This window comes from Spinactinospora alkalitolerans, assembly GCF_013408795.1.
Lineage (GTDB): Bacteria > Actinomycetota > Actinomycetes > Streptosporangiales > Streptosporangiaceae > Spinactinospora > Spinactinospora alkalitolerans.
On sequence record NZ_JACCCC010000001.1, the window covers coordinates 1,596,510 to 1,609,743 of the forward strand.

14 protein-coding genes are annotated in these 13,234 nt (G+C 69.5%); 8 read left to right on the plus strand and 6 right to left on the minus strand.

Annotated features, from left to right (window positions below; genetic code table 11):
- Positions 1-86: 86 nt before the first annotated feature.
- The 7 genes from HDA32_RS07085 to HDA32_RS07115 all read left to right on the plus strand — a co-directional run bounded on the left by HDA32_RS07085 (position 87) and on the right by HDA32_RS07115 (position 6,261).
- On the plus strand, positions 87-311 hold the full coding sequence (locus tag HDA32_RS07085; protein WP_179642440.1) for an antitoxin: 225 nt from the start codon (positions 87-89) through the stop codon (positions 309-311).
- Between the two features lie 158 nt (positions 312-469).
- Positions 470-682 carry an antitoxin gene (locus HDA32_RS07090; RefSeq protein ID WP_179642441.1) on the plus strand — a complete coding sequence of 71 codons (213 nt, stop codon included), beginning with the start codon at positions 470-472 and terminating at the stop codon, positions 680-682.
- Between the two features lie 398 nt (positions 683-1,080).
- Positions 1,081-1,902, plus strand: coding sequence for a M23 family metallopeptidase (locus HDA32_RS07095; RefSeq protein WP_179642442.1), 822 nt, complete (start codon positions 1,081-1,083; stop codon positions 1,900-1,902).
- Positions 1,903-2,007: 105 nt separating this feature from the next.
- Positions 2,008-2,550, plus strand: coding sequence for a (2Fe-2S) ferredoxin domain-containing protein (locus HDA32_RS07100; protein WP_312863078.1), 543 nt, complete (start codon positions 2,008-2,010; stop codon positions 2,548-2,550).
- Positions 2,551-2,761: 211 nt separating this feature from the next.
- The gene (locus HDA32_RS07105; RefSeq protein WP_179642443.1) at positions 2,762-3,520 is read left to right on the plus strand and encodes an aminoglycoside adenylyltransferase family protein; all 759 of its coding nucleotides are present in this window, start codon (positions 2,762-2,764) and stop codon (positions 3,518-3,520) included.
- 395 nt (positions 3,521-3,915) lie between these two features.
- Entirely contained in the window at positions 3,916-4,506 is a 591-nt protein-coding gene (locus tag HDA32_RS07110; protein WP_312863079.1) for a TetR/AcrR family transcriptional regulator, read from the plus strand.
- A gap of 147 nt (positions 4,507-4,653) precedes the next feature.
- Positions 4,654-6,261: an MDR family MFS transporter gene (locus HDA32_RS07115; RefSeq protein WP_179642444.1), complete on the plus strand. Its 1,608-nt coding sequence runs from the start codon at positions 4,654-4,656 to the stop codon at positions 6,259-6,261.
- A gap of 84 nt (positions 6,262-6,345) precedes the next feature.
- Here HDA32_RS07115 and HDA32_RS07120 read toward each other — a convergent pair whose 3' ends face one another.
- From HDA32_RS07120 to HDA32_RS07145, 6 genes are all read right to left on the minus strand, one after another.
- On the minus strand, positions 6,346-8,232 hold the full coding sequence (locus HDA32_RS07120; protein ID WP_179642445.1) for an ABC transporter ATP-binding protein: 1,887 nt from the start codon (positions 8,230-8,232) through the stop codon (positions 6,346-6,348).
- A gap of 152 nt (positions 8,233-8,384) precedes the next feature.
- Positions 8,385-8,888, minus strand: a complete 504-nt coding sequence (locus HDA32_RS07125) for an adenylyltransferase/cytidyltransferase family protein (protein ID WP_179642446.1) — start codon at positions 8,886-8,888, stop codon at positions 8,385-8,387.
- Between the two features lie 416 nt (positions 8,889-9,304).
- On the minus strand, positions 9,305-9,610 hold the full coding sequence (locus tag HDA32_RS07130; protein WP_179642447.1) for a hypothetical protein: 306 nt from the start codon (positions 9,608-9,610) through the stop codon (positions 9,305-9,307).
- Positions 9,611-10,029: 419 nt separating this feature from the next.
- Complete coding sequence (locus HDA32_RS07135; protein WP_179642448.1) at positions 10,030-10,686, minus strand: hypothetical protein; 657 nt, start codon at positions 10,684-10,686, stop codon at positions 10,030-10,032.
- Positions 10,687-10,719: 33 nt separating this feature from the next.
- A complete protein-coding gene (locus HDA32_RS07140; RefSeq protein WP_179642449.1) occupies positions 10,720-11,256 on the minus strand; it encodes a flavoprotein in 537 nt (178 codons plus the stop codon).
- Complete coding sequence (locus HDA32_RS07145) at positions 11,253-12,671, minus strand: helix-turn-helix domain-containing protein (protein ID WP_179642450.1); 1,419 nt, start codon at positions 12,669-12,671, stop codon at positions 11,253-11,255. Before HDA32_RS07145 ends, HDA32_RS07140 begins: the two co-directional genes overlap by 4 nt.
- A gap of 288 nt (positions 12,672-12,959) precedes the next feature.
- Between HDA32_RS07145 and HDA32_RS07150 the strand changes: the two genes are divergently transcribed.
- A complete protein-coding gene (locus HDA32_RS07150) occupies positions 12,960-13,232 on the plus strand; it encodes a hypothetical protein (RefSeq protein ID WP_179642451.1) in 273 nt (90 codons plus the stop codon).
- Positions 13,233-13,234 lie beyond the last annotated feature (2 nt).

Consider the following 13,234-nt stretch of genomic DNA (forward strand, 5'->3'; position numbering starts at 1 on the left):
TCGAGTCCGCATTTCACGCATGCCGATGTCCGTGATCGGGTATGGCCGAAAAGGAACGTGCCTGCGTCCTACAGGGGGTAATGACGATGGCCGGACTCGGAGACGCCTTCGACAAGCTGAAGAAGGCGGCGACCCAGAACAGGGAGAAAACCTCGGAGGGGATCGACAAGGCCACCGGCTTCGCCAAGGACCGGACCGGCGGCAAGTACGACGAGCACATCGACCGGGCCGGCGGCGCGGCCAACGACTACCTCGACCGCCAGGGCGAGGAGGGCGAGCGCCGCCAGGACGATCCCGAGGAGCAGCGGTAGCGTCCGCGCGCGGCCCCGGCCCCATTGGTGGCCGGGGCCGCGCCGCTGTCCAGGGGGAGACGCGGGGAACGCGCGGCGGCGCGGACGCGTTCTCCTGGCAGAGCGCCTGAGACGACACGGACGAAAAGGGTGTGACGGGGATGGCCGGCTGGAAGAGCATGCTGCGACAGGTCCTGCACTTCGTCAGGAGGAATCCGCACCAGGCGAGCCGAGGCGTGCACTCGGCGGGGGAGTTCGTGAAGCGGCGTACCGGCGGCAGGTACGACCGGCAGGTCGACAAGGCGACCGGGGCCGCCGTGAAGTACCTCGGCCGACAGCGGCACCACGGCCGCGGCCGCGACCACGGCGGGCCCTACCGGGGAGGACGGTGATCCGCGCCGACGGAAAAGGCGGAGCCGGTGCGTGATCACGCCGATTCGGGGCAGTAGGAGGAAAAGCAGGACCTGAACAAAGGGAGTGACCCCTCATGTCCGCCCTCAACCGAATCGTCGGAGAGGCACGGCGCCTCCTCCACACACGCTCGGCCGGTGGTTCCCCCGCCGGCGGCAGGTCCCACTCGGGCCGCCGCCCGGTGGCGCGCCGGGGCCGCGGCAACGAACTGGCCACCATCACCCGGGCCCTGCGCCGGCTCACCTCCGGCCGCGGCCGCCCGCGCCGGTTCTAGCGCATTCCGGTAGCGGGTCAACGCTCCTCGGCGGTTCCGACCGCACCGGTGCTGGAACCGCCGACCCGGGGCCCGAAGGGCCGGGATCGCCGGGAAGATGGAGGTATGCCCTCCTCCACGCGCGTGCGCCCGCCGCTCCTGCCCGTCCTCCTGGCCCGAGTCCGGGTGCCGCTCATGTGGGGCGGGGCGCTCCTGCTCGCCTTCGGCGGGCTGCTGCACCTGTCGTGGTGGGTGCGGGGTCCGGTGTTCGCCATCGGACTGCTGGTCTACCTGCGGTTGGGCCGGGTGCGCGGCGAACCGAGGACGGTCGCGCCGCCGGTGCGCGGGCGGTGGATGGCGCTGAGCAGCCCCGCCGACCACGTCCCCAGCCAGGGCATGCACGCCTACGGCCAGACCTACGCCGTCGGGCTCGTCGCCGAACCCGGCGACGGTTCCCGCCCCGATATCGGGTGGCGGCCGCTGAGCCGGGCGCCCGAGGACTTCCCCGGCTTCGGCGCGCCCGTGTACGCGCCGGTCGACGGCGTGGTGGTGCGCGCGCACGATCGGCAGCGCGACCACCGCAGCCGCACCTCCTGGCCGTGGCTGTTCGGCATGATCGCCGAGAGCGCGGTCCGGGAACTGCGCGGCCCCGCCGGTCTGCTGGGCAACCACGTGGTCATCGATCTCGGCGACGGCGCCTTCGCCGCGCTGGCCCATCTGAAGAAGGGATCGCTGCTGGTGCGCCCGGGCGACCGGGTCGCGGTCGGCGATCCCGTCGCGCGCTGCGGCAATTCGGGGAGCTCGACCGAACCCCAGGTGCGCTTCCAGCTCATGGACGCCCCGCGCGCCTGGCTCGCGGCGGGGCTGCCGTTCCGCTGGCCGGCGGAGGCGTGCGCCGACCTGTCCGACGCGGGTCTGCCCGAGGCATGGCGGCCGTTCCGGGTCTGAGGCCGCGCCCCTCGCCCACCCTCGAGGTGCCGATGCTCACCGCCCTGAACTGCGCCGATACGGTGATAGCGACAAACGGGCGAATCGGCGCGAAAGGGGTGGAACGTGGTGACGCCGTCAGGCGGGCCGTGCCGGCTCGTGGTGTGCCGGGGCTGCTGCTGCGGCACGAAGAAGAAGCGCCCCGGCGTTGACCACAAGGGCCAACTGGCGCGGTTGAGCGCCCTGGGCGACCACGAGGGCAGAGCGGTCCCGGTGCGCCTCAGCACGTGTCTGGGCATCTGCTTCAAGGCCAACGTCGTGGTGGTCCAGCCCTCCTCGGCCGGTCGCGCCGCGGGAGGGCGGCCGGTATGGCTCGGCGACTTCACCGAGGACCGGCTGATCGACGACCTCGACGACTGGATCTTCGCCGGCGGCCCGGGGATCGCCCCTCTCCCCACCACCCTGGAGCCCCACCTGACCGGCAAGGACGCCAAGAAGCCGAAGAAGGACAAAAAGGACAAGAAGGCCGAGAAGGAAAAGAAGAAGGCCAAAAAGGACAAGAAGGAGCAGAAGGTCGACAGGCCCGAGAAGAAGAAGGACCGCCGGGACGGGCCGACCGGGAAGGGCGCCAAGGAGAAATCCGGAAAGAAAAAGAAGTCGAAGAAGTGACGCCCGATCGCTCCTGCTGCTCCGATTCGGCCTTCCCGGCCCCGCCGCACCCGCACGGGACGCTGCGCGCCGACGACAGCCTCACCAGGTCGGCGGGACCACGGCAGGGCCCGGAAGCAGTCCCCGTCTTGCCCCGTCAACGATCTGGAGTGTGCACACGCACCGGGAAAAGCGGATGCAGCTCTCCCGGCCGGTGGTGGACACTGGGGTGATGGATCGGACTCGCGAGGTCGTGGGACTGGTCGGCGACGTGCTGGGCCGTGAGGCCATCGGCACCTACCTGCACGGATCCTGCGTGCTCGGCGGCCTCAAACCGGCCAGCGACGTGGACGTCCTCGTCGTCTCCCGGCGGCGCATGGACGATCGGCGGCGACGGGCACTCCTCGGCGGACTGCTCACGATCTCCGGTCTCGCGGACGGGACCCGCCCGATCGAACTCACCGTGGTCGTCCAGTCCGAGGTCCGCCCGTGGAGGTTCCCGCCGACCGGTGACTTCCTGTACGGCGAGTGGCTGCGCGAGGAGTTCGAGGCCGGTGCGGTCCCTCGGCCGGAACCGATGCCGGATCTGGCCCTGCTGATCACGACGGTGCTGGCCGGAGACCATCCCCTCTCCGGTCCGCCGCCGGCGCAGGTCCTGGACCCCGTGCCGCACGCGGACCTGCTCCGGGCGAGCGTGGCGGGCATCCCCGACCTGCTCGACGAACTGGACGGCGACACCCGCAACGTCGTGCTGACCTTGGCTCGCATCTGGACCACGCTCGCCACCGGCGAGATCAAGCCGAAGGACGCCGCCGCCGACTGGGCCCTGGCCCGGCTCCCGCCGGAGTGCCGCCCCGTCCTGGAGCACGCCAAGGAGCTGTATCTCAACCGCCGCTACTCCGAGGAGGGCTGGAGCGGCGAGTTGAGGGCACAGGTGCGTCCGCACGTGGACCGGGTGCTCACCGAGATCGACCGGCTGTCGCGCCGCTGAGGCCCGCAGCCGCGCGCGGTGCGGTCGAAGCCGGCACGTCGCACCCTTGAGCCCTTCATCGTGCGCGGTGGTCGCTCTCGACCCGGTGCAGGGCGAGGACGGCCTGCACGATCTCCGGTGGGGTGTCGAATCCCGGTCGGCTCCTGTTCCACCGGGAGCGTTCCTCCACACCGGTCCATGCCGACTCGCAGCGGCCGTGGCCGGGGCGCCGTCACGATGAAGAGGGCTCCGGGACCGGGGGTTGGAGCGCGTTCCGGGGGCGAGGGCCGTGCTCGTCCGGGCCCGCGAGGGCGGGACGCTTCCATTCCCTCCTCGGGGTGAGACAAGGGTCATAATAAATGCGCTTTGCGAAAATTTGCGCAGTGTGCAAATATTGTCGGTGTCGGAAGTCGGGGGTGGACGCCTTGGGGCTGCGGGAGCGCAAGAAGCAGGCGACGCGACGGGCGCTGCAGCACGAGGCGCTGCGGCTGGCCGCGGAGGACGGGCTGGAGAACGTCACGGTCGAAGGCATCGCCGCGGCCGCCGACGTCTCGGCGCGGACGTTCTTCAACTACTTCTCCTCCAAGGAGGAGGCGCTGGTCGGAGACGGGCCGCCGCAGCCGGGGCCCGAGGCGATGCGGATCTTCGCCGAAGGGGGACCGACCGGCGAGACGGTGGAGGACCTGAAACTGCTCCTGACATCGCCCTTCGAGGAGTACGCGCCGTCGATCGAGGAGGTCCGGTGGCGCAAGGAGCTGATGGCGCGCTACCCGGAGCTGCTCCGCCCCCAGTTCATGACCGCGTTCATCGAAACGGAGCGCGCCATAGCCGTCGCCGTCGCCGAACGCACCGGTGACGACCCCGACGCCGTCCGGCCGCAGTTGACCGCGGCCGTCGGCACAGCGGCCATGCGGTTCTCCATGCGGCGCTGGGTGTGCAACGGCGGCCGCGGCGAGCTGCACGGCATCCTCGCCGAAACCTTCGACGTACTGAAGCAGGGGATCTGACCCCGGCCTCGTCCGGCCCCCCTTCCGCCGGGACCTGACCCGCCCGGCCGTGTTCGACCGCGAGCACCGCGGTGGCGCACGCCGTCCTGACCATGACCTCAGGCCACGCGTGGGCGTGACCTTCGCGACACCAGGAGCATTCGCCCAATGAGTACGACCACCGCGCGATCCGCGCCCGAGCCGGAACCGGAGGCGTCCGGCGCGAATCCAGGCCCCAGACAGGTCAAGCTGATCTTCGTCGGCGTGATGCTGACGATGCTGCTGGGCGCGCTGGACCAGACCATCGTCTCCACGGCGCTGCCGACCATCGTCGGCGAACTCAACGGGCTGGAGCACCTGTCCTGGGTGGTCACGGCCTACATGCTCGCCGCGACCATCGGAATGCCGATCTACGGCAAGGCCGGCGACCTCTTCGGCCGCAAGAGCGTCTTCCAGTTCGCCATCGTGGTCTTCCTGATCGGCTCGGTGCTGTGCGGCATCGCCCAGGACATGACCCAGCTCATCGTCTTCCGCGCCGTCCAGGGCATCGGCGGCGGCGGGCTGATGATCGGCGCGCAGGCCATCATCGCCGACGTCGTCTCGGCCCGCGAGCGCGGCAAGTACATGGGCTTCATGGGCGCGGTCTTCGGCCTGTCCTCGGTGGCCGGTCCGCTGCTGGGCGGATTCTTCACCGACCAGATGGACTGGCGCTGGATCTTCTACATCAACCTGCCGCTGGGCGCGGTCGCGCTCGTCGTCACCGCCGTGGTGCTGCGGCTGCCCAAGCCCTCCGGGCCCAAGCCCAGGCTGGACTACCTCGGCACCGCCCTGCTCGCCGCAGCCAGCGCCGCCGTCATCCTGGCCACCAGTTGGGGCGGCAACGAGTACGCGTGGAGCGACCCGGTGATCCTCGGCCTGGCCGCCGCCGCGGTCGCCGCCGCAGCGCTGTTCGTGGTCGTGGAGCGCCGCGCCGCCGAGCCGATCATCCCGCTGCGCCTCTTCGCCGACCGCGACTTCGTGCTCGCCTCGATCATCGGCGTCACCGTCGGCATCGCGATGTTCAGCACGGTCTCCTACCTGCCGACCTTCCTGCAGATGGTCAACGGCGCGACGGCCACGGAATCGGGCCTGCTGATGCTGCCGATGGTGGCCGGCATGCTGACGGCGACCATCGGCACCGGCCGGATCATCTCGGCCACCGGCCGGTACAAGAAGTGGCCGATCATCGGCACGGCGGTCATCATGGTCGGCCTGGTCCTGCTGTCGCAGATGGACGCCGACACGCCCTACCTGTTCAACGCGTCCGGCATGCTGGTGCTGGGTCTCGGGGTGGGCTCGGTGATGCAGAACCTCATCCTGATCGTGCAGAACACCGCTGCAAAGCGCGACCTGGGCACCGCGACGTCGGCGACCAACTACTTCCGGCAGATCGGCGCGTCCTTCGGCATCTCCGTCTTCGGCGCGCTGTTCGTCGGCAGGCTCAACGACCAGATGGCGTCCCTGCCGCCGGAGGCCGCGGGAGGCATTCAGGTCCAGGGCGGCGAGGCCGGGATCAGCTCGCTGACCCCCGAGATGCTCAAGGCGTTCCCGCCGCAGGTGCAGGACTTCATCGTGCGGGCCTTCGCCGAGGCGATGCCGCCGATCTTCCTCTTCGCCGTCCCGATCGCGTTCGTCGGTTTCGTGCTCTCCTTCTTCGTCACCGAGAAGCCGCTGTCGACGCAGGTCGGCCCGGCCCAGGAGGAGACCGCCGGAACCACCGAGCCGGCCGGGGTCTAGGACCGGCCCCGAGCCGGCGGGGACGACGCGGGAGGGCGGGCGCCCGTGCGCGCCCGCCCTCCCGCCGGCCTCAGGGGCCGTGACTCACCGGGCGGCGCCGCGCTTCTCCTGCGCGGCGAACTGGGTGCGGTACAGGGCGGTGTACAGGCCGCCGTGCGCGAGCAGCTCCTCGTGCGTGCCGCGCTCCAGGAGCCGGCCGTCCTCCAGGACGAGGATCTGGTCGGCCTCGCGCACGGTGGCCAGCCGGTGCGCGATGACCAGCGAGGTGCGCCCGGCCAGCGCGGTGCGCAGCGCCTCCTGCACCGCCGCCTCGGACTCGGAGTCCAGGTGCGCGGTCGCCTCGTCCAGCACCACCACCGAGGGCGCCTTGAGCAGCAGCCGGGCGATCGCCAGCCGCTGCTTCTCCCCGCCGGAGAGCCGGTAGCCGCGGTCGCCGACCATCGTCTCCAACCCGTCCGGCAGCGCGTCCAGCAGGTGGCCGAGCTGCGCGGCGCGCATCGCCGCGATCAGCTCGTCGTCGTCGGCGTCGGGCCGGGCGTAGCGCAGGTTGGCGCCGACGGTGTCGTGGAAGAGCTGGGTGTCCTGGGTGACGACGCCGACGGTGTCGCGCAGCGACTGGCCCTCGACGCCGCGCAGGTCCAGCCCGCCGATGCGCACCGACCCCTCAGTGGGGTCGTACAGCCGGGAGACCAGGTGGGTCAGCGTCGTCTTGCCCGCCCCCGAGGGGCCCACGAGCGCCACCAGTTGCCCGGGGGCAGCGGCGAAGGAGACCTCGCTGAGCACCTGGGTGTCGTCGAGGGTCTCGGCGTGCGGCATGAGCTCCAGGGAATCCAGCGAGGACTCCTCGGCCGAGGGGTAGCGGAAGGAGACCCGGTCGAACTCCACCCGCAGTGGACCTTCGGGCAGCGGGGCCGCATCGGGCGCGTCCTCGATCATCGGCTTCAGGTCCAGGATCTCGAAGACCCGGTCGAAGCTGACCAGCGCCGTCATCACCTCCACGTGCACGTTGGACAGCGCGGTGATCGGCCCGTACAGCCGCGTCAGCAGCGTCGTGAGCGCGACCAGGGTGCCCAGCTCGAAGGCGCCGCCGATCACCAGGTTGCCGCCGATGCCGTAGACCGTGGCCGTCGCCAGCGCCGTGATCAGGCCGATCAGGGTGAACAGCAGGCCGCCGAAGACCGACTGGGTGACACCGATGTCGCGCACCATCCCGGCGCGCCGGGCGAACCCCCTGCTCTCCTCCTCCGGCCGGCCGTACAGCTTCACCAGCATGGCGCCGCCCACGTTGAACCGCTCGGTCATCAGCGAGCTCATCTCGGCGTTGAGCTCCATCCCGTCGCGCGAGACCGTGGCGACCTTGCGCCCGATGAACTTGGCGGGGAGCACGAACAGCGGGACCAGCAGCAGCGCCACCAGGGTGATCTGCCAGGACAGCGCCATCATCGTCACCAGCACCGCGACGGCGCTGATCAGGTTGGACACCACCGACTGCAGTACCGAGGTGATCGCCCGCTGGGCCCCCACGACGTCGGTGTTGAGCCTGCTGATCAGCGAACCGGTCTGGGTCCGGGTGAAGAACGCCAGCGGCATCCGCTGGACGTGCGTGAAGACCTGCGTACGCAGCAGGTAGATGACGCCCTCGCCGATCCGGGCCGACAGCCACCGGCCGGTGAGGCCGAGGACCGACTCCAGCAGCGCCAGCGCGCCGACGGCCAGCGCCAGCCCGGTCACCAGTGAGGCGTCCCCATGGGCGATCCCGCGGTCGATGATGGCCTTCAGCAGCAGCGGGTTGGCCACCACGATCCCGGCGCTGAACGACGTGACCAGCAGGAACACCACGATGGACCGCCAGTGCGGCCGTGCGTAGCCGATGATGCGCCCGATGGTGCCCGGCGGCAGGCGCGCGCCCCTCGCCGCGCCGTCGTTGACGAGTGCTCTGAAGGCGGGCGGTCCGCCCATCATCATTGCCATGCCCGGCCCCATTTCCGCTCATGTGCCGACGTATCGGACGATCACCTCAACGCGGCCGGTCACCGGGAGCTTCCCGCGTGGCAGGGTGCGGACACGGGGCCGGGCGGGCGGGAATAAATCCAGGCCGGTCGGGGGCGCGCCCGGCGCGCCGGTCACAGCGAGCGGGTGAGCTGGCCCAGCGTCGCGCTCGTCGAGCGGCCCTCGGTCAGCGGGAGTTCCCAGGCCTGCGCCCCCAGGGCCGCGGCGCCGCGCTGCTTGGCCTCGGCGTAGGGGTCGCCGCTGGTGTAGGCCAGCGCCGCCGGGCGCAGTGGGCGCAGCAGCTCGGCGTAGTGCTCCCAGTCGGTGACGTCCGGGGAGCCGGAGATGGTGAAGACCCCGTCGACGCAGGCCAGCGCGGCGAGCACCTCGGCGCGCTCCTCGGCCGGGTTGACGGGGCGCCCCGGCCCCTTCCACGCGCGCACGCGCTCGTCCGCCTCGACCCCGACGACCAGGGGGAACCCTCGCTCGCGGATGGCGGAGAGATAGCGCACGTGCCCGACGTGCAGGACGTCGAAGACTCCGGTGACGATCACGGGGCCGGCCGTCGGCGACGGCGGGGAAAACCAGTTCAGCGTCAGCGCGGGCGCACTGCCCCGCGGCGGATCGGTCCTCGTCATCACTCCACCCATCAGCACGGCGCGCGGGCCGGCCGCGACGCGGGCGGAGCCGCCATCGCGCCGGTCGAACGGGCGACGGCGCCCGATCAAAGAACATACCCCGCGCACCAGGCTATTCCCCCGCCGCGGCACGCCGCCGTCCGATCCCCGCCATCCCTGCGGCACGACCGCCGACACGACCGAGGGCCAGGCGTTCCCGGCATCGGGGACGACCTGGCCCTTGCTGCTGTGGAGCGGGCGACGGGAATCGAACCCGCACGACCAGCTTGGAAGATCGCTGACCCGCCGATCGGTCGATCTGTGAGAGGGCTCACCTGCAACGGAACCGGCCGTCGCTCCCTGAGTGAGCTCTCTGAGTGACCGTGAGTCCCCGTGATCCTTCCCCTCAACGGGCACGCAACGGGCACGGATCCCGGTTACCGGCTGAGGCGGTAGGTCGCTCCTGGGGAGTCCGGCCGCCATCCCTCGTCGAGTGCTGCCCGGATGCTCGCGGCGACGGCCGCAGGGGTGATCGCGGTGGCGGATGCTCCCATCCAGTTGCCCGGATGCGGGTGCGGGGTGGTGACCACGAGTGTCCGCCCGGGGCTGTCGGCGAGTTCGACGGCGAAGGTCATGGGCGCCTGACCTATGCCCTGGCTGTAGGTGGGACGGCTGCGCACCCGCCACCGGTAGGCGACGCCATCGACCGTGATGATCCGTGAACCCTTCTGAGGCAGCGCCATATGCCTTCCGCCGCTCCGGTAGGGGCCAAGGGTGCCCCCGAGATAGTGGGGCGCTCATGCTCGCCTACAGCGACGCACACGGCAACCCCAGCGGTGAGCAACCACGGTCCCGGTCCGAGGTGCTCGATCGCGTCGGCGCCTCAGCCTCAGACAGTCAGAGTCGCGCGATCGAGTGCCTCGGGACCCAGAACGCCGGATCGACAGCGCGGAAGACTCAGAGGTCGCTGTGGCGCTTCTGAGAGCCGACCAACGCGACGGCGCGTCCCTGCGGGGCCGGATGAGTTGCGGTCGGCCTTCGCCTCAATCCATCCCGGCGTCCGTCCGCACGCTCGGGACCGGGCGCCAGCCCGCAGCCCGAGCGCGCGGACGGCAAGCCGGTAGCGACGGCGCGAAGCGCCGTCGTCTTGATCTCATACAGCTCAATTCGGCAACCGATTCGAATTTAAACTCGAGGGAACGAAGGTCTCATCATGAAGATTGGAATATACCATCTCTCGAAGAGACAGAAAATCACTCCGAGCTTGCCATACTTCCGACTTGCATTCCCCTAACCTAACCCGCCTCTCGTCTTTACCGTAAAAAGGGGAAATTGTGCGTTCGTCATCCAGGCAGACAAGTGCGCCCTTGGATGTGTTGTATAGGGTCCCTAGATGGCCGATGATTTCACCAACCAGGTTTCGTGTCTCACTACTCCACAAGTATTTCCTCTGCACTATTTCGCGTGGAAGGCGTCGCCCCTCCCACGGGATTTCCTCTATAAGTCTCCGCGCATTCTCTCTTTCGCTGAGGTCTTCACCGCAGAGTCCAGCCCAGATGTCATCTATCATGACTTCAAGGTCGTGCAGCCAGACACTCAGCGCCTGGAAGGACGCTTGTTTTTCAGTCTGAGTTACTTTTTGTCGTTCTAGATCAGACTGCGATTGAAGTTGATGCAATGCGGAGTTGAGTTGGGCGGAGGCGGCAATCTGAGCTGATTCGACGGTAGCGCTTCTCTGAATTCTAGAGGTGAGGTAGGCTACAATCGCCGATATTCCCCCGGCGGCGCCGAGCGTGGAAATGAGCTGATCAAAAATCACGTTGCGCGAAGTCTCTTCAGGCGGACGTCTAACTTATTGCTTGAAAGTTATTTCATTGAGAGGGGCGGACCACGGGAAATGGGCTGTGTTTTCTCTTCCGCTACCTGATTTGTGTGGCTCGAACACCTCTGGGCCAATGAGGACTGGGATGCCTTCTTTGCGTAGGAGTTCCACGCTGCGTTGGAAGGGGGCGCGGTTGGCGTAGGCGGAGTTGACGAACGGGAGGATGACGACGGGGATGCCGAGGCCGATGGCTTCGTTGACCACGTCGAGGGCGTAGGTGTCGGCGATGCCGTTGGCGAGTTTGTTGATGGTGTTGAAGGTGGCCGGGGCGATGATGATGGCGTCGGCTTTGGGGCTGCGCGGGGATCCGGGTTTGCGGTGGGCGCTGCGGACGGGGCAGCCGGTCTGTTTTTCGAGGGCTTCGGTGTCGATGAAGGCCAGTGCGTTCGGGGTGGAGATGACCTGGACGGTCCAGCCCTGTTCGTGGGCCTGGTCGATGAGGAATCCGACGTCGGCGGCGGGGCCGGCCGCGCAGACGACGACGTAGAGCGTTTTGCCGTTGCTCATCGAGTGAGGCCCACCCTTTCGGCAAGTTCGGTGATGTTGGTGCGCAGGTGGCCATTCGCGCGCTGACTGATGTCGTTGATGAGGTCGTGGACGACCGGGCGGGCCTTCAGTTCCTCGTGGGCGAGCTGGTCGGCGGTCATGAGGGCTTCATAGGCGCGGTCGAGTTTGTTCCACTGGCTGTAGGCGCGGGCGGCGTCGACGAACAGGGTGACTTTGCGTTCGGTGACGTCGATGTTGGCCAGCTCGACCTGGCGGGCGTGGTCGATGGCGCTGCCCGCGTCGCCCAGTGATACGGCGATGTTGACCCGGTGCAAGAGGACGTTGGTGGGGCCGAATGCGGTCCACTGGTGGTTGTGGTCGCCGCCGAGTTTTCGGCCCGCGGTCTCGGCCTCGTCGAGCAGGGACAGTGCTTGGCCGCGGTTTTCGCGTTTGGCCGCTGCGGCTGCTCCGCGCAGCAGTAGGGCGCCGTAGACCGACAGCGAGTCGGGCGTGGGCTCGCCTTCGGCGCTGTCGAGCCGTTCGGCCATGGTGAAGGCCAGTTCGGTCGCCGCGCCGTAGTGGCGGTCCTTCATCAGGGCGTGGGTGACGATACGGGCGCTGGCGCCGACGGTGGTGGGGTTCTGGCTGCGCTCGGCGGCCTGCATGCTGCGGTCGGCCGCCAACCAGGCCAGTCCGCGTTCTTCCGACTTCAGCAGGACGCTGGCGGCGACGTGGTAGGCCTCGGCCTTGAGTACCTGGGCTCTGAGGTGGTCGTCTCCGTCGAAGTGCCGGGTGGCGGTGTCCAGGCGCGACAGCAGGCCGGGGAGCTGCTTGACCACGGTGGAGTAGTGGCATGCCTGGTAGCCGATCTTGGCCGCGCGGACCGCCTTGGCCAGAGACGGCAGGCTGAGGCTCTGCGGTGGCGGGCTCGGGGCGCTCTGGGCGTAGCGGGTGAGGGCGGTGGCGATGTCCTCCAGCCCGGCCACCGGTGCCGCTGCCGCGCCGAACAGGGTCGATCCTGCAAGGCCAACGAATTCGCGTCGTCTCACGCTGTCCTCCTGCCCGTTGGGTTCCACGCTAGGCGCGGGGATGGCGGGGGCTGCGGCGGCGTTGGCGCTGCCATCTCCGGTGAGGATGGCCAGGTTCTGCGGGGCCAGGCCGAACAGCATCCGGGCGGGGTCGGGCATGTTCAGGCCGTCGGCGATGCGCTCGAACACCTCGAAGGCGGTGACACTCTTGCGGCCGTTGAGGATCTCGCTGATACGCCCCTGGGCGATTCCGGTGGCGGCGGCGAGTCTGGTCTGACTGGCTCCGCCGTACCGTTGGGCGAACCGCAGGAGGCCGGCGACGTCGCGTTCCTGGAGGAGGCGGCGGGTCTCCTCGCGGCGCCATGCCCATACGGGAATGCCGATCGGTTCCAACGCTCGTGCGGGCATCGGGGCCTCTCGATCGCGTCTCGCGGATTCGGCCACCGCCATTATCCCCACCTGGGATAGCCAGTGGGGATGGGAACGCCTGTCCCGTAACGGAATCGTCGTCTGCATGGACGGGAATGCGGGCGGTACGTGCAACACCTGCCGGGGGCGGGGCTGGCGCTGGGTGCGGGCTCGGCGCTCTCTGCGACGCGCGGACTTCGCGCGGCTGGACGTGCAGAAGTCGCGGGAGGACTGTTGGGACTGCGGCGGCTCGGGTGAGACCGCGGTGGTGCCGCAGGAGGGCGCTGCGTGAGCTGCGAGCGCAACACCGCGCGGGAGCTGGCGCACTTGAACGCGCTGCGGGCGCGGCTGGCGTGGCTGTGCGTGGACGCGGCCGTGGTCGAGGGCCTGGCCGAACTGCGCATCGAGGCTCCGGGCGGCTCGGTGTGGGTTTCGGCCACCCAGCGGGGCTCCTATGTGCTGCACGACGGGTTGTATCAGCGTTCGGTGGCCTCGGATCCGTGGGCGGCGGCGCGCGGGGTGGTGCGCTACCTTCAGGGTCGGCTGCCCCGGCGGGGATGACC